Consider the following 22,917-nt stretch of genomic DNA (forward strand, 5'->3'; position numbering starts at 1 on the left):
TGCACGACTGTTAAATATCGTTAATTACCGTTTTTAACAGCATCGGAAATTATCTTCTCTAGATATGTAGTCCAAACTATTATTTTTACTTCAGACCCAGATCGCTTCATCAGATGATTCGAACAGCCGCAAACAACCTATTTACCCGGGAGCGAGGGGTTTCGGCGGAGAAGTGAGCCTGAAAACCGAATCAGGCGACAATACGCAGATCGCAACCTCATCGACAACAGGAAGAGAAATGCTTTTATCCGAACAATGGGTACTGGTAACGGGCGGCGCTCGCGGACTCGGCGCCGCGATCACGCGCGCACTGGTACGCGAAGGCGCGGGCGTCGTGGTGAATTACCGCAAGAGCGAAACGCTGGCTCACGCACTGAAAGACGAATTCGGCGATCGTGTCCTGCCGATCCAGGCGGACGTGACCGATGCGGCCGCCGTCGCGCGCCTGTTCGAAACGGCGCAGGCGCAAACCGGGCAGCCCATCGTGTCGGTGGTCAACAACGCGTTGGCCGACTTTCAGTTCGACGGCGACGCCCGCCCGAAAATCGACTCAATCGACTGGGCGCGTTTCCAGCAGCAATTGGACGGCTCACTCAAGGGGGCGCTCAATACGACGCAAGCGGCGGCCGCGGGCATGCGCTCGCGCGGATTCGGCCGCATCGTCAACGTCGGCACCAATCTGTTTCAGAACCCGGTGGTCCCCTATCACGACTACACGGCAGCCAAAGCAGCCCTGTTGTCGCTCACGCGCACCGCCGCTCACGATCTCGGCCCGGATGGCATTACGGTAAACATGGTGTCGGGTGGTCTGCTGCGCACCACGGACGCGAGCGCCGCCACGCCGGAATTCGTCTTCGACCTGATCGCCAGTTCGACACCAGTGCGGCGTGTCACGACGCCTGAGGATTTCGCCGACGCCGTGCTGTTCTTCCTGTCGCCGTGGGCGCGTGCAGTCACGGGGCAAAATCTGATCGTGGACGGCGGCCTCGTGAAGGGATAATCCTAAGGCGCGCAGCAACGTTCCGCTCAGTTCACCTCGACCACAACTTTGCCTCGCGCGCTACCGTCGGCCAGTGCTTCATAAGCAAGCTGCGCGGTGCCCAGATCAAAGCGCCGCGCGTCGAGGCGGGGCGCGAGCCTGTTTTCTTCCGCGAGCCGCGCCGCCACTCGCAGCATCTCGCCGTGATGCGCGCGGCCTTTGCCAGAAAGCAACGCATGCAGCGTGAACACGCCTGAGTAGGTCGCTTCACGAAACGACAGCGGCGCTAGCGCATGCGTGCCCCAGCCGAGCGCGCTCACCACATGGCCGAAATGCCGCACGGCCGCAAACGATGCGTCAAGCGTCGTCCCGCCGACCGTATCGACGACCAGGTCGAAACCCACGCCATCCGTCGCAGACTGCACATATTGCTCGACCGACTGTGCACGGTAATCGATCGGCCTGGCGCCGAGCGCCTCCACCACGCTGCGATCACGCTCGCTCACGGTCGCAAAGACCTTCGCATCGAGCGCGAGCGCCAACTGCACGCAGACGTATCCGACACCACCCGCCCCACCATGCACGAGCACCGTTTGGCCTGCCTGCAGATGCGCACGATCGACAATGCCCGAGTACGCCGTGATAAAAGCAAGCGGTAGCGCAGCGGCTTCGCGCATGGAGAGATTGGACGGTTTCAAGGCCAGCAGATCCGCATCGACCGATGCGTATTGCGCCAGCGATCCTTGCAGGCCACCCACTCCACCCGTCATTCCGTACACCTGATCACCCGCCTTAAACCGGTCGACACCTGCGCCCACTGCCTCGACGACGCCGGCCATGTCGATCCCCAACACCGCCGGCAACGGATGTTTCGCGTGCCCGGCGGCGCCGGCGCGGATTTTTGTGTCGAGTGGATTCAGACCGCTCGCGGCGATTCGCACCAGCACCTCGCCACGCGCAGGCTCGGGGCGCGGTAGTTCGGTCGGTTCGAGCGGGCCATTGTGCTGCCTGAGAACAAGAGCTTGCATGGACATCACGCCTCCCGGGCGATTGATCATGAACGAGTCGATACGGGCATATTCCTCCGCGCGAAACCGCATGTAAATCGACACGTCAGCACGGTACGCAAACGAAAATGGCACCCTTCGCCCACAAAAGTGTCGCCGCGCAGCCACCAGCACGGCACACACCCAACACTTCCTCTCGCGGTCTTTTCCGGAAGTATTTCCACCATACACGGCGACGACGACAGTCATGACCCGTGCCTCAGCGCACGAACACTTACCGCGCGTGCTTTCGCGCGACATCGATCGTGGACGCGGGTTTACCTTCGTTTGACTTACCGAAGCAGGGCCGTTTACTGGACGCAGCCTGAACCTGTCCAGACGCTTTCAATTTGCTTTGTTCAGCTGAATGGTGTTCCGAGAGCGTCTCCCATTATGTCTGGAGGTGTGTCATGGTAAGCGTGTCCAGCAGCGCCGCTGAAGAACTCAAAGCCGCGATCCGAGGCGAACTGTTGCGGCCCGGCGACGCGGGTTTCGACGAGGCCCGCAGCATCTGGAATGCAATGATCGATCGGCATCCGGCGTTGATTCTGCGCTGCGCCGGCGTGGCCGATGTGCGCCGCGGTGTAGCATTCGCGCGCGACAACAATCTGCCGCTGGCGGTGCATAGCGGCGGCCACAACATCGCCGGCACCGCGCTATGCGACGACGGCCTCGTGATCGATCTGTCGCCGATGAAATCCGTGGTCATCGATCCGGTCGCGAAGCGCGCGTATGTCGAGCCTGGTGCCACGCTCGCCGATTTCGACCACGAAGCGCAAGCGTTCGGACTCGCCACGCCACTTGGCATCAACTCGACCACCGGCGTGGCAGGTCTGACGCTAGGCGGCGGGTTCGGCTGGCTGAGCCGCAGATACGGCATGACCGTCGACAATCTGATTTCAGCAGACGTGGTCACCGCCGACGGGGAATTGCTGCACGCAAGCGCGGACTCGCACGACGATCTGTTCTGGGCGATTCGCGGTGGTGGCGGCAATTTCGGCGTCGTAACGCGCTTCGAGTTCGCGCTGCATCCGGTCGGACCACTCGTGTACGGCGGCCTCGTCGTGCTGCCGATCGATCAGGCGAAAAGTGCCCTGCTCCAGTACCGCACGGCTGCAGAGCAGATGCCGGAAGAACTGAGCGTATGGGCCGTTCTACGGCTTGCGCCACCGCTGCCGTTCCTTCCACCCGAAGTGCACGGCAAACCGGTCATCGTATTCGCGATGTGCTACACAGGCCCGATCGAAAACGGGCCGTCCGTGGTAGAGGCAGTACGCGGCTTCGGCACGCCGATCGGCGAACATCTCGGGCCAATGCCATATGCCATGTGGCAACAGGCGTTCGATCCACTACTCACGCCGGGCGCTCGTAACTACTGGAAGTCCCACAACCTCGACAAAATATCGGACGGTCTCATCGACGCGCTGCTCGATGCGATCGGCAAGCTGCCATCGCCGCAATGCGAAATCTTCTTCGGGCAGATCGGTGCGCAGACGAGCCGGGTGCCGGTCGAAGCCACGGCCTATTCGAGCCGCGACACGCAATATGCAATGAACGTGCATGGTCGTTGGGACGACGCGAGCGATGACGAGCGCTGCATCGCCTGGGCCCGCGCATTCTTCGACGCAGCCGCACCGTTCGCGCTAGGCAGCGTGTACGTCAATTTCATGACGCAGGAGGAGGGCGGACGGATAGCCGACGCGTATGGACCGAATTACGCGCGTCTCGTCGACGTGAAGAACCGCTATGACCCGCACAACCTGTTCCGCCACAATCAGAATATCCGTCCGGCGGCCTAGGAACCGTGGGGAAGCAAGGGGGACACGGCGTTGAACGCCGTGAATCCCCCGTGAACGTCAGCGCATGACAGCTGTCTATAGACAGGCCGCGGCGTCAGGCACGCTAAATGCTGCCTAGCAGACATACGGGCTGCCGACGTACGCATGTGCCAAAGTCACGGCACTCACTGTCACACAAGAAAACGCAATCTTCACTTTGCACAAGGAGAACAATCATGCGCAGACGACAATTCATCATGACCTCGAGCGCCGCTTTGGCTACGGCGGGTCTTGGCCTCGCCGGCTGCACGACCACGTCGCCATCCTCGAGCGCGTCTGAGTCGGCGAACGCCGGCAAGCGCGACACGATCAACGCTGGCGTCGACTCCACCTTGTCGCGTCTCTACGCCAACGTCACCGGCTCGCGCGAACTGGTCGCCAAGGCGCGCGGCGTGCTCGTGTTCCCGTCGGTGATTTCCGCGGGCTTCTGGGTTGGCGGGCAATACGGCGAAGGGTCGTTGCGCGTGGGCGGCCGCACTACCGGCTACTACAGCACCGTCGCGGGCTCGTTCGGTTTGCAGATCGGCGCGCAGTCCAAAGCGCTGGTGTTCCTGTTCATGACGCAGGAAGCGCTGGACAAATTCCTCAGCAGCCAGGGTTGGGCAGCAGGGGCAGATGCAACGGTCGCCGTCCTGAAGGTCGGTGCAAACGGCGCTGTCGATACCTCGACCGCCACCAGCCCGGTCGAAGCGTTTGTGCTGACGAACGGCGGCTTGATGGCCGGTGTGTCGCTCGAAGGCACGAAGGTCTCACGTCTGATCATCTGAGCGTGCGCGCGTGACGCCTCCATCAGGCGGCATCACGCGCACCACGAACACGGCGCGGCTCGCCTCACCATAGTCATATTGACCACACTGAGGTAAAACTCACCCGTTTTACAATTCCGCCTGGCCACTGTGTCACCTTGGCCAAGACATTCATTCAGTCTCCACCTGGCGCCGCGTGTGCCTCCACGCTGTTCACGCCCCTTCCGGCAGCGTAAACACGGCAATCGCCGCCGCCAGTTGCCCGGTCTGCACTTTCAGGGCGTCGGCGGACGCGCTCGCTTCTTCCACCAATGCCGCGTTCTGCTGGGTCGTTTGATCCATGCTCGCCACCGCAATGTTGACCTGCTCGATGCCCGAGCTTTGCTCGACCGACGCCGCGCTGATCTCACCCATGATGTCAGTCACGCGCCGCACCGCATGCACCACTTCCTGCATTGTTTCACCGGCCCGGCCCACGTACTGCGAGCCGCCTTCGATCTGTGCGGCCGATTCTTCGATCAGCGTCTTGATCTCTTTGGCCGCCGCCGCGCTGCGCTGCGCGAGACTGCGCACTTCGCCCGCCACCACCGCGAAGCCGCGCCCTTCCTCACCGGCGCGCGCCGCTTCGACGGCCGCGTTCAAGGCAAGAATGTTGGTCTGAAATGCAATCCCCTCGATCACGCCAATGATGTCGCCGATCCGGTGCGATGACTGCGAGATGCCGCGCATCGTCTCGACCACCTGGCCGACCACTTCACCGCCGCGCGCCGCCGTCTCCGAGGCGTTGTGCGCCAGTTGACTGGCCTGCTTGGCGTTGTCTGCGTTTTGTTTCACGGTCGCGGTGATCTGCTCCATGCTGGAAGCGGTTTCGCCGAGCGCGGTCGCCTGCTGTTCCGTACGGCGCGACAGGTCCGCGTTGCCGGCGGCGATCTCGTTGGACACCGTCGAAATCAGCGTGGCGCCGCTGCGAATCTGCGTGATCGCCTGCGCGAGCCGATGCTGCATGCGCTGCATCGCGGCGAGTAGGCTGACGTTGTCGCCGGCTTTTGTCTCGACGACCACATCGAGGTCGCCATCGGCGATACGGGAAGCGATCTGCGCCGCGTAAGCCGGTTCGCCGCCGAGCTGCCGCAAGATGCTGCGCAGGATCACGCCGATCACGACCCCCACCACCAGACACAGAATCAGCGCGGCGCCGACGTACTGCACGAGCGTGGTGTAAAACGCGGCGTCGATATCGTCCGTGAACACACCGGTGACGATCGTCCAGTCCCATGGCTTGTAAAGCCGCACGTAGTTGATCTTCGGCGCCATCTTATTGGAGCCCGGCTTCAGGAACTGCAGGTGGATGAAGCCTTCGCCTTCGCGCTGGGCGAGATCCGAGCCGTCCTTGAACACGTGGCGGCCTTGCGGGTCCGTGAAGCCGCTCATGTCCTTGCCTTCGAGATCGGCCCGCACGCCGTGCATCAGCACTCTTGCGTGCGGGTCCTCGATGACGAGGTAGCCGCCGGCGCCGTCGTAGCGCATTGCGCGCAGGTCGGCCATGGCCGTGCGTTGCGCGTCGGCGAGCGGCATCGTGCCGGCCGCGACGAGGCCGTTATAGCGATCCAGCACGCTGTAGGCCACGCTCACCACGCTTTTCAGCTCGGCCTGCCGATTGGCGATCATCGTGTCGCGCGTTTTGAACGCGCCCCACAGGCCGATAGCCAGAATTCCCATGCACATCACTGCCAGTGCAAGCCAAAGCCGCACTTTCAGGCGAAAGCGTTCCATCTCCGTATTCCTTTGTACTTATAGTCGGGCGCCGCGCGGGCGGGCACCGTAACTGTTCATGTCAATCTTCGGAATAACGGCGGAGTGTGGGAAAACTTCAGCGTTTGTTTGATCCGTTCGTTTGATGCCTTCGTGCGTTGAACTATGGGGCTGAGCTTGACCGGTGCGGCTTGCCGAGGCGGCGGGCGCCCCACCGTTTCATTCGGCCGGCAACGCAAGCGAGGCAACTTCACAGCGCGGCCACTGCTTCAGCACCTCCGGCGCCAACAGCAACTTGGCCGCCCGCACCCCTGCCCCCATCACGATCTGAGCGCGCTCCATGACCGCGGCGTCGACGAGAATACGCCAGTCCTCCGGCAAGCCGAAGGCCGTAATTCCGCCGAATTCCATCCCGCTATGGTCGACGGCGGCCTCCCGTTTGGCGAACGAAAGGCGCTGCGCACCCAGCGCCGCCTTCACCGCGCCATTGATGTCCAGACGCAGCGAACCCAGCGAAACCAGTGCTGCGTAATGCTCGGCGCCCTCCTTCTTGTAGCGGACCACGATCGTGTTGGCGCAGTCCGCGAGGCCAAAGCCGTAGCGCGCGCTGAATTCGACGGTGTCCGAAGCGTCGTCGCTGACGGCAAATACGGTCACGCCCTGGGCCGGCAGATTCTCGACCACATGCGCGGGCAAATGCGCGCTCAGTTGTTCCGCGGGGATGATATCCAGCTGCTTGATGAGTTCGTGCGAGTGCATAGCGATAAAAGTGTGAAGGTCCAGCGGCATTCTAACGGCACACACGCTGGCGGCGTATCGCGCGCATCGGCATGAAGCGCTTGTTATAGTGACAGGCACAAGGTTTGCGAAAGGCGTCGATGCGAAGTCTGCACATGCTGCATTGAGGCCACCTCAGCGGCACGCACGCGGCGCTTCTCGTGCCAGTATCCCCTTGAGAAACACGACCATGGACATCGACACGCTCTCCGCCGAGAACCTCCAGCTTGTAGCGCGCAGGCAGGCCAACTGGGCAATCGGCGCATTCAAACAGTTTGCCGACGACCGCTGCGCGGCCATGGCCGCCAGCATCGCCTTCTATGCGGCCTTCTCGCTCGCGCCCACGCTGGTCATGGTGATCGCCGTGGCCGGCTGGTTCTTCGGCGCCGCCGCCGCGCGCGGCGAACTGTTCAACCACATTCACGGCCTGCTCGGCGACCAGGCCGCCGCGGGCGTGCAAACCATCGTCGAGAACGCTCATCACAGCGGCAGCGCCGGCGGCATCGCGGCGATCATTTCGTTCTCGATGCTGGCGATCGGCGCCTCGGCTACTTTCTCGTCGCTCAATAGCGCACTCAATATGGTGTGGCCGTACACCGGGCCGCGCTCGTCGAGCGTGATCGCGATGGTGCGGGTGCGCCTGATTTCGTTCGGCCTCGTGCTCGGTGTCGCCTTCCTGCTGATCGTCTCGCTGGTGCTCGATACGGTCATCACATTTATCGGCAAATGGCTGTGGGGCAACTCGCCCTATGTGGTGATCGGCAACCTGCTGCAACTCGGCGTCGGCCTGCTGGTGCTGGCTTTCGCCTTCGCCGGACTGCTGAAGTTTCTGCCGGACGCCAAGGTGCAGTGGCGCGATGCGTTCGTCGGTGGGATCGTCGCAGCCGTGTTGTTCTCGGCGGGCAAGAAACTGTTCGCGCTGTATATCGCGCATGCCGGGATGGCGAGCTCGTTCGGCGCCGCCGGCTCGCTGGCCGTGCTGCTGATGTGGCTGTACTTCTCGGCCGCCGTGCTGCTGCTCGGCGCGGAGTTTTCGGCGGCGCGCGGGCGCATGCACGATCCGCGCGGCGGCTGGGGCATGCAGGAAAACTCGCCGCCCGGCAGCCGCGCCATGCTTGCTTCGGTGCTGGCGGCATCGACGGTATCGGCCGATGCTGTGCCTCGCGTGGATAACCGCGAAACCCCTGCCGGCGGGCATGCTCGAGCAACAGGAGCGGCTGCGGCCGTGGCGCGTGGCGTTGAAACGCCAGCGTCAGCTTCACCGCAAGTGGGGCCGCGAAAGAAGACTTCAGCTCGGGCAACCGCGGTCAAGATCGGCCGCACTGTCGTCCTTGCCGAAGCGCAAGCGACACGCGTCGCCGCGGTCACGCTGGTCGAAGCAGGCCGCACGGCTGTCGCCGCCGATCGCTATGTCAGACGGCATCCGTGGACTTCAGTATTGTTTGCGGCGGCGGCCGGACTGGCCGCCGCGGCTGTGGCGCGCCGCAACGCCGGCGATAACGGCCCGGGCGCGTGAATAAGCGTGAAGACTGAAGCGGGCCACGGCGACACACCACCGCGTCAAAGCTGAACCGGGGGTTGCAACCGCAGCGGTTGCGCCTGCTCATAGCGCATAAATTCTGTCCAGCGCGTCCGTCAAGGGAAACCCGGCTCCATTTTTATATGCATGCTGCAAAGCAGCGAAAACAGTTAGACGACTAGATTACAAAGCCCATTCAAACAAGTGTCTAAATTACGGGTAGCGACACCTTCACTGTCAACGAAACAACAATAATGCGCGGTCAACCAACCAGTATTGCGGAAACAGCAACAATCGTTAACGGGCTTTAAATACAAGGCTTTGCGTCGTTTGTCGGTTTTTGGAGACACTCTTTTTTTTCCGGTTCTTACCAGTTAAGGCAGTGAGCTATTCTCCTTTCCGCAACAACAAACTAATCATCTGCGTGGAGAAATGGATGAAACGAGTCGCACTGTCTACCCTCTCGCTGGCGCTTCTGGGCGTCACCGGCATGGCGCATGCTCAAAGCAGCGTTACCCTTTACGGCCTGATCGATGAGTCGGTCCAGTACGTCCACAACACGAAGGACGCGGCCGGTAACAACAAGAATCTGATCGCCATGGTCGCCGGCAACCTGCAAGGCGATCGTTTTGGCCTGAAGGGCACGGAAGACCTCGGCGGTGGCCTGAAGGCAATCTTCCAATTGGAAAACGGCTTTGACGTGAACAGCGGCAAGCTGGGTCAAGGCGGCCGTATGTTCGGTCGTCAAGCCTACGTCGGCCTGACGGGCGACCAATGGGGCACGTTCACGCTGGGTCGTCAGTACGACCCGCTGGTCGACCTGGTTCAACCGCTGACGGGTGACAACTACTTCGGCTCCACCTTCGCAACGCCGGGCGACGTCGATAACAACGACAACTCCTCGCGCACGAACAGCGCCATCAAGTACACCTCGCCGGTGTGGGGCGGCTTCCAGTTCGAAGGCATGTACGCTCTGGGCGGCGTGGCTGGTCAAACGGGTTCGGGTCAAACGTGGTCGGGCGCTGCAACGTATGCAACGGGTCCGTTCAGCGTTGCTGCAGGCTACTTCCGCGCTGACAACGGCAACACGCTGGCTAGCCGTATTGCTGGCACGCCGCCGTCGGCAGGCTGGAACGGCAGCACGTCGGACGGTACGTTCGACGGCCAGGTCAACACGGCCTACGCAGCAGCGAAGTCGATCGGTATCGCTTCGGTCGCAGCGCAATATGTGACAGGCCCGTTCACGGTCAACCTGCGCTACAGCAACGCGCAATACAAGCCGGATGCAAATTCGGGCTTCGGTTCGACCGAGAAGTTCAACGTCGGCGGCGTGTACCTTGGCTACCAGGCAACGCCGGCTATGCTGGTGGGCGTGGGCTACATCTACACGAAGGGCACGGGCGACTCGAGCGCAACGTATAACCAGGTTTCCCTGGGCGGCGACTACAACCTGTCGAAGCGCACGGACATCTACCTGGTCGGCGCATGGCAACACGCAAGCGGCCAACAACGTGATTCGGCTGGCAACCTGGTTGCAGCTGGCGCATCGATCGGTTCGTACGGCTACAACTCGGCTTCCAACTCGCAAGAAATGGTTAGCCTGGGCATCCGCCACAAGTTCTAATCGAACTTGTCGGACTGCTGAAACAATACGCAGTTCGAAGACCAGCCAAGGGCGCAAGCCTTTGGCTGGTTTTTTTTCGTCTGTCGGTTCTGGCGCATGCGGCGAACGCTGCCATATGCAGACCAGGCCGAGAATCGATGGAGAGTGCGCCGCGCGTCCATCGCGATCAACTCAACCGGTAGAACAAATGAAAAAGGCCGCCGGCAAGCCCTTAACAGGCTCGCGACGACCTTGGTGTGAGACTTCCGGCCCGTAGGCCTCTAAATCTACGCCGACCGCTCTAGCGCCGCTGCGTCTTGCCCTTCTCTGCCTGCGCCAACGTCTGTGCCGGTTTCGCATCGAGCTCATGCTCCACACCGTCCGCCCCCACCGGCGCGCGATGCAGCACCAGCGCACGCTCACGCTGCAGCAGCGGCACATCAGGCGATTCCTGCCAGTCCGGATCGGGAATCTCGCCGAATACCTGACGCAGCCGCTCACCCCACGTGCGGTGAATCATCTCGAAGTAGGCATTGTCGTGGTCGATCGAAACGAAGCGCGTAACGTGCAGCGAATCTTTCTCGTACACCAGCAGATCCAGTGGCAGCCCGACCGAAAGATTCGAACGCAGCGTCGAATCCATCGAAATCAGCGCGCACTTGGCCGCTTCGTCGAGCGGCGTGGACGGCGTCAGCACACGGTCGATGATCGGCTTGCCGTACTTGGCCTCGCCGATCTGGAAATACGGGTTCACGGCCGACGCTTCGATGAAATTGCCCGCCGCGTAGATCATGAACAGGCGCGGCCGGTTGCCGGCGATCTGGCCACCCAGAATGAAGCTGCAATTGAATTCGACGCCGAACTCCTGCAACGCATCAGCTTCGCGCTGATGCACACGGCGGACCGCGTGACCAATCACGCGGGCCGCGTCGGCCATGGTGGGCGCGCTCCAGAGCGTGGGCTGCGAAGGATCGACGGGCTCGGACAGCTCGTGCAGCACCGCTTGCGTGAGCGACAGATTGCCGGCGCCCAGCAGCACAAGCATGCGTTCGCCGGGCTGCTCGAACACCGACATCTTGCGCGCGGTGCTGATGTGATCGACGCCCGCATTGGTGCGCGTGTCCGACAGGAACACGAGCCCGTCGTCGACGGACATCGCTACACAGTAAGTCATAAGGAAAAGTACCCGCAAAAAACGACAGAACGGCGCTATTGTAATGCGGCGCGCATGCGCCTCACCCCGTTTTACGGCCGCCGCGTGCCGAATCTGAATGGTTATGCGGGCTGACGCTCACTTAAACGCCTCGCCAGCCCTTCTGGCGAGGCGTTCTGTGTGCGACTTGATGTGACCCACCGAGCCGGCCGCGGGCGGCCTGTCATGCAGCCCCGGCGTCCTGCCGAGTTGACTGCCAATCCCCACCCGCCACGCTATTGCGGCATCTGTCCGCTGACCGTGACGGACACCTTCAATTGCTCCTCCAGCCCGCCGATCCGCCGGCCGCGCACCGGTGCGGCGGCTTCGTAATCGCGCGCCACGGCGAGCCGGCAGTAAATCTCGCTGGCAAACGCGGCATGCGTGACGTCGACGGAAATCCAGCCCTTGCCGTCGAGCCACACGTCGACCCATGCGTGGCTCGCGCCGTGGTCCGCCCCAAGGGGACTTACTCCGCCGCTCACGTCGCCGGGTTCGATGTAGCCGCTCACGTAACGCGCCGGGATACCGCGCGCGCGGCAGCAGGCCAGCATCAGATGCGCGTGGTCCTGGCACACGCCGTTGCCGAGCGCGAGCGCCTGGGCGGCCGTGCTGGTGACTTCGGTGATGCCGGTGTTGTACTTCACGCGCTGCACGATCTGTTCGGCCAATTCGATCAGATTGCCGGAAGTCGCCAGGCTCGGCACCGATGCGGCCAGCTCGCGGACTGCCGCATCGGCCTCGGTGAGACGCGTCGAGCAGGTGAAATGCTCGAGCGGAATCGGGCCGACCGCGTCGGGCAAGTGACCATCTTTCAGCGCGATCGTGTCCACTTCGCCCGCTACGTGCAGACGAATCTCGTTGTGCGGCTTGTTGATGACGAGCGTATGCAGCACATTGCCGTAAGCGTCGAAGGTGGCGTCGAGCTTGCCGGGTGCATCGATGCTCCAGCGCCGCACCACCTGCGAGGCGCCGCTTGCCGGCGTCAGGCGCAGTTGCTGGATCGAATAATGGACAGTCGCTTCGTAGCGATAGGACGTGTCGTGGCGGATCGTCAGGTACATAAAAAGAACTCCGTCAGGCGACTGGCAACATCAGATAGGTACGCGCAACCAGATTGCCGAGCTCGAACACGCGAGCCAGGAACTGTGTCAGATAGGCGTGCAGGCCGGCTTCGAAAATCTGCCGGATGTCGGAATACACCAGTTCGGCGCGCAGCTTGCCGGCAAATCGCTCGCACTGGTTCGAGCCCGGCGTGCGCAGCATCGCCAGATTCGTGCAGACGCCTTCGAGCGAAGCGAGCAGCGAGCGCGGCATCTGCTGGTTCAGTATCATCAACTCGACCACCCGCGCTGGCGTGACGACATCGCGATACACCTTGCGATAAATCTCCAGCGCCGACACCGAACTGAGAATCGAGGTCCAGTAGTAAAAGTCTTCGAGCTGGCGGGCGGCATCGCGTGAATTCGGCTCGACGTCGGCGAAGCGCACGTCGAGAATCCGCGCAGTGTTGTCGGCGCGTTCGAGGAAGGTGCCGAGCTGCGTGAAGAAGAACGCGTCGTCCTGCAACGCGGTGCCGATCGTCACGCCGCGCGACAGGTGCGAGCGGAACTTCACCCACTCGAATAGCGCGCCCGGATTGCTCACGGCCTGACCGGACTGACTTCGTTCGTTGAATTCGAGCCAGGTGTCGTTGATGGTTTCCCACCATTCTGTCGTCAACGTGCCGCGCACGGCGCGGGCGTTTTCGCGCGCGGCCTGCAAACACGAGTGAATGCTCGACGGATTGTTCGCATCAGCCACCATGAAATCGAGCACATGTTCGCGGGTCGGTTCATCGTAGCGCTGCGCGAAGGCGCTTTCGAGCTCGGAAATGCGCAGCACCGAGCGTTGTGCGCGCGACTCCTGTTCGGGCGTTTGCGGCAGCAGCAACGCCTTCAGGTTGATGTCGAGCATGCGGGCGGTGTTCTCCGCGCGCTCCATGTAGCGGGCCATCCAGAAGAGGTGATCGGCGGTTCGGCTTAGCATGACGGCGTTCCGTATCTGATGACGCGAGACCCTGATGAAAGTAAAAAGGCTCGCGCTGGTTATCCGTGTGCACCGGCGGCGGTTCGACTACTTCGCCGGCACGTTGGGTTGCGGGTGCGGTTGCATGAATTGCTGCACCAACTCCAGCATGAGCAACCGCATTGGCAACCGCGTCAGTCGACCATCCACGTATCTTTGGTCCCGCCTCCCTGCGACGAATTGACGACGAGGGAGCCCTCCTGCAACGCCACGCGCGTAAGACCGCCCGCGCACATCGTCACGCTCTTGCCGGACAACACGAACGGCCGCAAGTCGATATGGCGCGGCGCGATGCCGGACTCGACGAACGTCGGGCATGCCGACAACGCGAGCGTGGGCTGCGCGATATAACCCGCGGGTCGCGCGATCAGGCGCTCACGGAACGATTCGATTTCGGCTTTCGTCGACGCCGGTCCCACCAGCATCCCGTAGCCGCCCGCGCCGTGCACTTCCTTGACGACCAGCTCGGGCAGATGCGCGAGTGTGTACGCGAGATCGTCGGCCTTGCGGCACTGGAACGTGGGGACGTTGTTGAGGATCGGCTTCTCACCGAGGTAAAACTCGATCATTTCCGGCACGTACGGGTAGATCGATTTGTCGTCGGCGATACCGGTGCCCATGGCATTCGCCAGCGCGACACGTCCGGCTCGATACGCGGTCAACAGACCCGGCACGCCCAGCGCTGAATCGTTGCGAAAAGCGAGCGGATCGAGAAAATCGTCGTCGACGCGGCGATAGATCACGTCGACGCGCTTCGGTCCCTGCGTGGTGCGCATGAACACATAGTTGTCGTCGACGAACAGATCCTTGCCCTCCACCAGTTCGACACCCATCTGCTGCGCGAGGAAGGTGTGCTCGAAATACGCGGAGTTGTACATGCCCGGCGTGAGCACCACCACGACCGGATCGTCAACGCCTTCGGGCGCCACCGAGCGCAGTGTGTCGAGCAGCAGATCGGGATAATGCGCGACCGGCGCAATGCGGTTCTGCACGAACAGCTCGGGGAAAAGCCGCATCATCATCTTGCGGTTTTCCAACATATAGGACACGCCCGACGGCACCCGCAGGTTGTCTTCGAGCACGTAGAACTCGCCCTCGTCGCCTGCGCGCACCACGTCGACGCCGGCAATATGCGCGTAAACACCGAGCGGCACGTTGACGCCCTGCATTTCAGGCCGGTATTGCGCGTTGGTATAGACCTGTTCGGCCGGCACGATCCCGGCACGCACGATGTTGCGATCGTGATAGACGTCGTGGATAAACAGATTGAGCGCCTGCACCCGCTGGCGCAAACCGGCTTCCAGCGTCTGCCATTCGCTGCGCGGAATGATGCGGGGAATCAGATCGAAGGGGATCAGCCGCTCGGTGCCGGACAAATCGCCGTTCACCGCAAAGGTGATACCGACCCGGCGGAACAGCAGGTCGGCTTCCGCACGCTTGCGTGCGATCGCCTCATTGCCCTGCTTTACCAGCCACCGCTCAAAGCGCGCGTAGTGTGGCCGCACGGCATCGTCATGATGACGCATCTCGTCATAGCATCGCATGTCACGCCCCGCTCTTGTTGTCGGATAGAAGGCGAATGCGCTGCGCATTCGGTGTTCGACAATCGTTCAAGCAAGCGCTATGCCATTGAGCTCTTCGCGTACCAAATACAGTGCATGCACGCCAACAGCGCATCCCGACCGGCATGGCCTCGCTGCCATCGTACTGCGGCGGCTCATGATGCGCTAGTACGGTGCATAAGCGGCACCTTGGCGGGCAGCGGCGAGTTCGCCAAGCCACGGCAGGCGGACATAAAAAATCCCCGTGGATTCACATCCACGGGGATTCGGACAACTCGCACTGCGGGTCGGCTCAAACGTTAACCACAGTTAAAAGCGCACGGTTAAAAACACACCGTTAAACCACCACGCTCAAAAACCGCGGCAACGCATGAAGCTCGATCAGCCTGCTGCTGCGTCTTTCAGCTTCTTCAGCGGACGTGCCTTGATGCGCACGCTAGCCGGCTTGGCCGGGAACCAACGCTCTTCACCCGAGAACGGGTCTTTGCCGAAGCGCTTCTTCTTCGCCGGCACAGCTTGCACGACGATCTTCAGAAGACCCGACAGCGTGAATTCGCCAGCGCCCTTCTTGTGCACAGCGCCGAGGATCGTGTCTTCGAGCGCGGCCAGAACGGCCTTGGCAGTCTTCGGTTCCACAGCAGCGCGTTCAGCGACGTGTGCAGCCAGCGAGGCCTTCGTGAAGGTGTCCTTGATCGGCGACGGAGCGCTGGACGCCTTCACGGCGACCTTCTTAGCTGCGACGGCTTTCTTCGCAGGGACTTTCTTTGCAGCAACCTTCTTGGTCGGTACCGGGGCAGCAGCCTTCTTGGCCACCTTTTTTGCGGAAGTCGGCATGTTTCTCCTACCTGTAGTGGTCAGTGAATTGCACGAAGCGCACACGGTATGTGCACGCTTCAACGCCGGATTCTACAAGCGCTAATACGATTTGCGCGAATCTTTTGTGTATAACAGCGAAGGTTTGTTGCGCGGCGCAGACTGCGCAACACATTTTGATCCTTGTTTTAGCGGGTAAACGTGCGTCGGCGAGCCTCGGACCGGTCTGCAACACGAACACGTAACGTGCGTTACAAGTCATTTCGATGCCTGAATAGAGGCACTTTCGGCGCCGGGCGATCGTCGACGGATCTCAGCTCGATGCCAAAACCGAGGCTCGCCGACACGTTCGCCACGCCGATTCACGCGACGGAAAAAACACGCCCCCTGCAGCGAAAGTCTCTGCAGGGAGCGGCTAACGTTGCTCTGCGACAGAAAATCACAGGCGGTTTCAAGGATAGGCTTAAGTAATATTCGAGCGTGCTTTGGGTCGTCAGCGGGCAAGGCGCGGCAAAATGTCGGCGAGCCTGGTAAGCGCCGCGTCGATATGTTCGACAGCAATGCTGCCGTAACCCAACATCAAACCGGGCTGCGGCTTCGCACGCTGATAAAACGGCGCGAGTCCATACAAGCCGATCGACGCTTCACGCGCGGCGCTCACTAACGCCTCCTCGGAAAACGGCGCCTTCAGCCACGTCGCCATGTGGATGCCGGCGGTCGGCACGATCGGTTCGAACCACTGCGCGAGCTCGCCCTGCAAATGCTTCAGCATCATCGCGCGGCGCGCCGCATAGGTCTTGTGCATGCGCCGCACATGCTTGGCGAAGTCGCCGTTGAGCATGAAGGTCGCGAGCGCGGTTTGCGTGAGGGTGCAGCCGTGACAGTCGGCAATCTGGCGGGCCTTGAGAAGCGGAGCATAGAGTGAGGCCGGCGGCACCACGTAGCCGACCCGCAGCTCCGGAAAAATCGTCTTCGAAAACGTGCCCACATAAGCGACCAGACCGGCACGGTCGAGACTTTTCAGCGGCTCCATCGGCCGGCCTTCGAAACGATACTCGCAGTCGTAGTCGTCTTCGATGATCACGGCGCCGCGTTTCTGCGCCCATTCGAGCAACTCGACGCGCCGTTCCAGACTCATCGGCATGCCGAGCGGGAACTGATGCGAAGGCGTCACGTAGACGACCCGCGCCTTGTCCGGGAGCTTGCTCACGATCAGGCCTTCGGCGTCCACCGGTACCGGCACCACGCGTGCGCCCGTGGCCGTGAAGCACGCCTGAACCGGCGGATAGCCGGGGTCTTCGAGCGCCGCGATCTCGCCGGGCCGCAATGTGATGCGCGCGATCAGATCGAGTGCGTGCTGCGCGCCTTGCGTGACGATCACGTCGTCCCAGTTGCTCGCGACCGCCCGGTTGAACGCCAGGTAGCGCGAGATCGCGAGGCGCAATTCCTGCTCGCCGGCCACGTCGCGATACATGCCTGGGCCGCGCGCCTGCACACGCAATGCGTGGTTCACGCAGCGACGCCAGACGTCGAAGGGGAACAGCGATTTGTCGGTCGCGCCGCCGACGAAATCCAGCGGTGGGGCCACCGTGGGCCGCGGCAACGGCAGAGTCTCGGGCATCTCCTCCCACAACGGCTGGGCGCGCGCCGCAGTTTTCTGTTTCGCCTTCGCCCGCTCGCGCGCCGACTCGGCCGCCCGTGCATGCGACGAGCGCTCCGCCGGCAGACGCTCCAGACCATCGGCGACGAAGGTACCCGAACCGGCCCGGGCGCTCAGATAGCCTTCTGAGAGCAAGCGTTCGAACACCTCGAGCGTCGTCTTGCGTGAGACACCCAGTTGCGTGGCGAGATCGCGCGTGGAAGGCAAACGCGTGCCGCCGGCGAGGCGCCCTTCGAGTATGCCGGCACGCAACTGCCGATAGATCTGTCCGGACAGATCGTGACGCCCGTCGACCGCGATATGGATGTCCATCCGAGTGGCTACCTTCAATATCCGAGAAATGCTTATTCTGAAAGACCAATGCCTACCGCAAGCTTACCTCCGTCGGCGCCATCGGAGCAGAAACGTACCGGACATTTACGACAAGGAATCGTGCATAAAACGCAAAATGGCGCGCCTCGTATGACAGAGGCGCGCCATTTTTGTGGAACTACCGGAAGCGATTATTCCGCGACTGCCCCATTCAATGCAGCCGTTTGCCGCGCGTTCTCACGCGCTTCATCGCCGCAACGCTGATGCTCACGCGAGAGCTTGCGCATCAGCGGCAACAGCAGCACGGCGATCAGCGCGCCCAACGCCGCAAGCCAGCCGAGGCCGTTAAACAACTTGGTATACAGCGGCAGCGATTCGAGCGGATCGAGATTGCCCGCCGGCATCTGCGCGAAGTTCGCCACCACGCTGCCCAGATACTGCGACACACCGGTCGCCACGAAGTAAGCGCCCATCATGAAGCCGCTCATCCGCGCCGGCACGTAGCGCGCGATCATCGCGAGGCCGAGACCGCTCACCAGCAGTTCGCCGAGTGAATACAAACCGTAGCCGCCCACCATGAACCACGACGACACGCGGCCGTTCACCGCATAGTTGCCGCTCGCCGCATAGACGAAGAAGCCGGCCGCCACCACCGCGAAGCCGAACGCATACTTCACCGCGACCGGCACGTCCTTGCCGCTCTTCGCGAGCTTCGTATAGAGCAGCGCGAGCACCGGGCTCAGCAACATGATCCAGATCGGATTGAGCGCCTGGAACTGTGCGGCGCTCCACGTGAACCACGTCTGACCGAACAGAATGAAACGCGGATCGACGTTGCGCAGCGCGAACAGCGTGAGCGAGGTCGACATCTGCACGTAGAACACGAAGAACAGGATCACCTGCGCGGTCAGGATCAGCGCCGCCACCAGACCCGCGCGCTCCGAGCGTTCGCACTTCAGCAGCATGTAACCGAAGATCGCCAGAATCGCGACGCCCGCCGTGTACACGCAGGCCACCGCAATCGCCTTGTGCTGCAGCACGAACATCGTGACCGCGCCGAGCACGATACCGCCCAGCGCAACCGCGCCGACGCGTTTCCAGCGGATCGGTTCGGCGTCCGGCGTGGAACCGATATGCGCGAGCGTGCGGAACATGATGAAGTAGTTCAGCACCGACAGCAGCATGCCGGCGCAGCAGACCGCGAATGCCGTATGCCAGCCCCAATGGTCTTTGATCCACGGCGTCGCGAGCATCGACACCGTCGAGCCGATATTGACCGCCATGTAATAGATCGTGAATGCGCTGTCGATGCGCGCGTCGTCGCCTTCATAGATGCGGCGCACTAGGTTCGCGGCGTTCGCCTTGAACAGCCCGTTGCCCACCACGATCACGCCGAGCGATGCGTACATGTAGCTCAATTGCTCATTGGGCAACGCCAGCATGAGATAACCGGCTGCCAGCACGCCGGCGCCGAAGATCATCGTACGGCGCGCACCGAGAATCTTGTCGCCGATCCAGCCCCCGATCGACGGCGATGCGTACACCAGCGCCGTAAACGCGCCCCACGTGAGGGTGGCATGGCTGTCGGTGAAGTTCAGCTTGTCAATCATGAACAGGACCAGCAGCGCGGCCATCCCGTAGTAGCCAAAGCGCTCCCACATCTCGATCAGAAAGACTGTCGAGAACGAACGGGTCTGCGAGACCGGCGCGCTGCGCGGATTGGACGAATTCATCATGTACCTCTTGTTCTTACGGTTGCAGCGGCGCGCGGACTGGCCACGCGGCGCGAAAAACTGGATCTGGGAAAACGGTCGGCGGAGCCCGCGCGACGCGGCACATGTATTTCCATCGGCATGTGCGTAGCCAGCGGCGCGCTCATCTGCAAACCAAGCCGCAAAGTGAAACGCCTGCACCGGCAGAACCAGCAGAAAAACCAGGGAATGGGATGGAGGCCCGCCACGCGGGACGTCCCGAAGGGACTGCCCTTGGGGGACGCTGCGCCACATCGGGCTCGGGTTCCGGCAAGCGGAACGGGCTCAATGATAAAGCATTGTGGGGAACGGCTATCCGGCGGGCGGCAGATGGCGGCCGCGCCGGGCGGCGGGCACGCAGCCCGCGGCAGGAAAAATCGGCAGTGATAGTCATGTCCTCATGCCGGCGAGCGTTCTGATGGAACGTGCCGGACAATGCTCCGCCGTGCAGGATCGCTGCGTGCGGAATAAAAAACAGCGGCCGGCGCTGCGTCTGATACAAACACATGCGCCCATCCGCCAAGCGGGCCCGATTCTGCAAACAGAAGCACCGTTCGTCACTCAGGGAATTCACTGATGCCACGCCAATTACCTGTTTTTACACGCCATATTCCATCGTTCCCCATTGGGGGCCTGGCTGAAAATAGTCTTTGATGTCATGCCTTTAACGTCTCCTCATACTCAATCTGCATCAATGCCGAAATCCATTGCATACAGCAGTCTTTACCGCATCCGCTTCCAGTTTCTCGCCGATTACCGGTCAAAACGGCTGACGCGGATTTCGGTTCTGGCAACATAGAGCGTTGTCTCGAAATTGCGGCCCCTTGCACGACCGGGCGCTGAACGGCCCGCCACCCCGGCCTGGACCGCAATCAAACCATATTTACTTATATCAAACAAATTTTGACGGGCTAATTTCCTCCTGCTATGGTCACGACAATTCAAAAGAAGAATCCGGCACTCGAACTCGGCAGTAAGATCCGCGCGCTGCGGCAACGGCTCAAGCGCACGCTGGATGACACGGCAACAGCAGCGGGTATTTCCAAACCGTTTTTGTCGCAAGTCGAACGGGGTCTGGCGTCACCGTCCATCACTTCGCTGGCCGGGATTGCCCACGCACTCGGGGTGACGGTGCAGTATTTCGTCGACACACCAAGCGAAGAACGCTCGGTGTGCCGCGGCGATCAGTTGAAGTTTTTCGGTTTTGCGGACTCGGCCAATCTGTTTGCACGGCTGACCAATCTGACGGGCGGCCGTCAGCTCGAAGCGATCCTCGTGAGGATGCCGCCCGGGCAGAAACGCTCGGAAGTCACCACGCATGCCGGGGAAGAGTTTGTTTATGTGATCGACGGCGAAGTGTCGTTGACGCTGGAAGGCAAGACGTTTGTGTTGCACGCGGGAGACAGCGCGCATTACGAATCGACGGTGCCGCACAGCTGGGTGAATACCGCACGCAAAGAGTCGGTAGTCGTCTGGGTGGGCACACCAAGACTGTTCTAAGAGGCAGGCACCTTTTCCGGTTGATCCGGCCAGGGTTCGCCTGCATTACGAAATGTAAGGAATCCTGCATGTCGCGCAATCAACACGGGCAACAAGGGCCGCCCCGGCCCGAGCACCGCAGATAACCGGGCGCCCCTGCGCCAGCGCGTTCTTCTCTCGACCTTTCCTGCGACCTCAACCGATGAAAACCCCGTTTGCTTACGCGACGGCGCTGACTGCGCTCGTCCTTACGTTTCAGCCCTCCGCCTACGCCGTCAACGTACCCGCAGGTGTCACCCTCGCCGCCAGCCAGGAAATGACCCGCCAGGTGCCGGCCGAAACCGAATCGCTCGACCCTGCGCATATCGAATCCTGGACCGGCGACACGATCGCGCTCGACATGTTTGAAGGTCTGACGCGCATCGACGCGGCCGGCGCGATCGTGCCGGGCGTTGCGCAATCGTGGACGCGCACCGGGCCGACTACGTGGGTTTTCAAGCTGCGCCACGACGCGCGCTGGAGCAATGGCCAGCCGGTCACGGCGGCTGACTTCATCTATGCATGGCAACGCGTGCTCGATCCGAAAACCGGTTCGAAATACACGGTGCTGGTCGAGTTTGTGAAGAACGCCAAGGCGATTCTCGCCGGCAAAGCGCCGCTGACGAGCCTCGCCGCACGTGCCGTCGATCCGTACACGCTCGAAGTCACCACCGAGGTGCCCGCCGCCTTCTTCCCGCAACTGACCGCCATGCCGGCCATGGTCCCGGTCAATCGTGACACCGTGACCAAATTCGGCGGCGACTGGACCCGTCCGGGCAATTTCGTCGGTAACGGCCCGTATGTGCTGACCGACTGGCAGCCGAGCAACCGGCTGGTGGCGTCCAAAAGCAGCACCTACTGGAACGCCAGCAAGGTCGTGATCACGAAAGTGACCTATCTGCCGATCGAAAACGACGAAACAGCGATGCGCATGTATCAGGCTGGCCAGTTCGATTACACGTATTCGATTCCGTCGGGCATCTATGCGCAGGTGAGCAAGCAGTTCGGCTCCGAACTGAAAACCGGCCTGCAGATCGCCACTTACTACTACAGCCTGAACAACGAAGACCCGGCATTCAAGGACAAGCGCGTGCGCCAGGCGCTGGCGATGGTGCTCGACCGCGACCTGCTGACCAAGCGTCTAACGGCCGACGGCGAGGTGCCGATGTACGGCCTGATCGCCAAGGGCACAGAAGGCTCGAACGTTTTCACGCCTGATTGGGCAAGCTGGCCGATGGCCAAGCGCGTCGATTACGCGCGCAACCTGCTGAAGGCCGCAGGCTATTCGGACGCGAAGCCGCTGACGTTCACCCTCACCTACAACACCAACGACCTGCACAAGAAAGTCGCGCTGTTTGCTACATCAGAATGGCGCACCAAGCTCGGCGTGACCGCCAAGCTCGAAAACGTCGAATACAAGGTGCTGCTCAAGCAACGCCACGACGGCAAGGTGCAGGCCTCGCGCGACGGCTGGTTCGTCGATTACAACGACGCCAACTCGTTTTTCGATCTGATACGCTGCAACAGCGTGCAGAACGATCAGCGCTACTGCAACCCGCAAGTCGACAAACTGGTCGATGAAGGCAACCAGCAGCTCGACGACGCGAAGCGCACCGCCCTGCTCACGCAGGCGCACGATCTGGCCATGAACGACTACCCGCTGGTGTCGCTCTTCCAGTACTCGGCGGACCGGTTGGTCAAGTCGTATGTCGGCGGCTACACGTCGACCAATTACGTCGACCAGCGCGCCACGCAAGACATGTATCTGATCAAGCACTAAGC

At 61.9% G+C, this 22,917-nt stretch carries 17 protein-coding genes; 7 read left to right on the forward strand and 10 right to left on the reverse strand.

Features of this window, described 5'->3' with window-relative positions; translation table 11 throughout:
• The first annotated feature begins 238 nt into the window (after positions 1–238).
• Complete coding sequence (locus BM438_RS14055) at positions 239–1,000, forward strand: 3-oxoacyl-ACP reductase (RefSeq protein ID WP_093634836.1); 762 nt, start codon at positions 239–241, stop codon at positions 998–1,000.
• Between the two features lie 26 nt (positions 1,001–1,026).
• On the opposite strand, the gene BM438_RS14060 is transcribed toward BM438_RS14055, so the two are convergent.
• Positions 1,027–2,013: a zinc-dependent alcohol dehydrogenase family protein gene (locus BM438_RS14060; RefSeq protein ID WP_093634925.1), complete on the reverse strand. Its 987-nt coding sequence runs from the start codon at positions 2,011–2,013 to the stop codon at positions 1,027–1,029.
• 422 nt (positions 2,014–2,435) lie between these two features.
• Between BM438_RS14060 and BM438_RS14065 the strand changes: the two genes are divergently transcribed.
• Positions 2,436–3,824 (forward strand): FAD-binding oxidoreductase, encoded by a 1,389-nt coding sequence (locus tag BM438_RS14065; RefSeq protein ID WP_093634837.1) that lies wholly within the window; start codon positions 2,436–2,438, stop codon positions 3,822–3,824.
• A 215-nt stretch (positions 3,825–4,039) separates the two neighbouring features.
• Positions 4,040–4,630 (forward strand): BPSL1445 family SYLF domain-containing lipoprotein, encoded by a 591-nt coding sequence (locus BM438_RS14070; RefSeq protein ID WP_093634838.1) that lies wholly within the window; start codon positions 4,040–4,042, stop codon positions 4,628–4,630.
• A gap of 192 nt (positions 4,631–4,822) precedes the next feature.
• Here BM438_RS14070 and BM438_RS14075 read toward each other — a convergent pair whose 3' ends face one another.
• Both BM438_RS14075 and BM438_RS14080 read right to left on the reverse strand, forming a co-directional pair.
• Positions 4,823–6,382: a methyl-accepting chemotaxis protein gene (locus BM438_RS14075; protein WP_093634839.1), complete on the reverse strand. Its 1,560-nt coding sequence runs from the start codon at positions 6,380–6,382 to the stop codon at positions 4,823–4,825.
• Positions 6,383–6,580: 198 nt separating this feature from the next.
• Positions 6,581–7,120 (reverse strand): YbaK/EbsC family protein, encoded by a 540-nt coding sequence (locus tag BM438_RS14080; RefSeq protein WP_093634840.1) that lies wholly within the window; start codon positions 7,118–7,120, stop codon positions 6,581–6,583.
• Positions 7,121–7,328: 208 nt separating this feature from the next.
• Between BM438_RS14080 and BM438_RS14085 the strand changes: the two genes are divergently transcribed.
• Positions 7,329–8,654, forward strand: a complete 1,326-nt coding sequence (locus BM438_RS14085; protein WP_093634841.1) for a YihY/virulence factor BrkB family protein — start codon at positions 7,329–7,331, stop codon at positions 8,652–8,654.
• A 439-nt stretch (positions 8,655–9,093) separates the two neighbouring features.
• Positions 9,094–10,281 (forward strand): porin, encoded by a 1,188-nt coding sequence (locus BM438_RS14090; RefSeq protein WP_093634842.1) that lies wholly within the window; start codon positions 9,094–9,096, stop codon positions 10,279–10,281.
• 280 nt (positions 10,282–10,561) lie between these two features.
• Here the strand turns inward: BM438_RS14090 and BM438_RS14095 are convergent, their stop codons facing one another.
• The 7 genes from BM438_RS14095 to BM438_RS14125 form a co-directional block, all read right to left on the reverse strand.
• Positions 10,562–11,434, reverse strand: a complete 873-nt coding sequence (locus BM438_RS14095; protein WP_093634843.1) for a proteasome-type protease — start codon at positions 11,432–11,434, stop codon at positions 10,562–10,564.
• 254 nt (positions 11,435–11,688) lie between these two features.
• On the reverse strand, positions 11,689–12,516 hold the full coding sequence (locus tag BM438_RS14100; RefSeq protein WP_093634844.1) for a transglutaminase family protein: 828 nt from the start codon (positions 12,514–12,516) through the stop codon (positions 11,689–11,691).
• Positions 12,517–12,529: 13 nt separating this feature from the next.
• On the reverse strand, positions 12,530–13,480 hold the full coding sequence (locus BM438_RS14105; protein ID WP_093634845.1) for an alpha-E domain-containing protein: 951 nt from the start codon (positions 13,478–13,480) through the stop codon (positions 12,530–12,532).
• Between the two features lie 173 nt (positions 13,481–13,653).
• Positions 13,654–15,063 (reverse strand): circularly permuted type 2 ATP-grasp protein, encoded by a 1,410-nt coding sequence (locus tag BM438_RS14110; RefSeq protein WP_054040394.1) that lies wholly within the window; start codon positions 15,061–15,063, stop codon positions 13,654–13,656.
• A gap of 399 nt (positions 15,064–15,462) precedes the next feature.
• Positions 15,463–15,915, reverse strand: a complete 453-nt coding sequence (locus BM438_RS14115; protein ID WP_007177969.1) for an HU family DNA-binding protein — start codon at positions 15,913–15,915, stop codon at positions 15,463–15,465.
• Between the two features lie 472 nt (positions 15,916–16,387).
• On the reverse strand, positions 16,388–17,866 hold the full coding sequence (gene pdxR / locus BM438_RS14120) for a MocR-like pyridoxine biosynthesis transcription factor PdxR (protein WP_093634846.1): 1,479 nt from the start codon (positions 17,864–17,866) through the stop codon (positions 16,388–16,390).
• A 191-nt stretch (positions 17,867–18,057) separates the two neighbouring features.
• Positions 18,058–19,599, reverse strand: a complete 1,542-nt coding sequence (locus BM438_RS14125; protein WP_093634926.1) for a peptide MFS transporter — start codon at positions 19,597–19,599, stop codon at positions 18,058–18,060.
• A 945-nt stretch (positions 19,600–20,544) separates the two neighbouring features.
• Between BM438_RS14125 and BM438_RS14135 the strand changes: the two genes are divergently transcribed.
• A complete protein-coding gene (locus BM438_RS14135; RefSeq protein WP_054040392.1) occupies positions 20,545–21,117 on the forward strand; it encodes a cupin domain-containing protein in 573 nt (190 codons plus the stop codon).
• Positions 21,118–21,298: 181 nt separating this feature from the next.
• A complete protein-coding gene (locus BM438_RS14140) occupies positions 21,299–22,915 on the forward strand; it encodes a peptide ABC transporter substrate-binding protein (RefSeq protein WP_093634848.1) in 1,617 nt (538 codons plus the stop codon).
• Positions 22,916–22,917: the final 2 nt, after the last annotated feature.

It is taken from the genome of Paraburkholderia aspalathi, assembly GCF_900116445.1.
Lineage (GTDB): Bacteria > Pseudomonadota > Gammaproteobacteria > Burkholderiales > Burkholderiaceae > Paraburkholderia > Paraburkholderia aspalathi.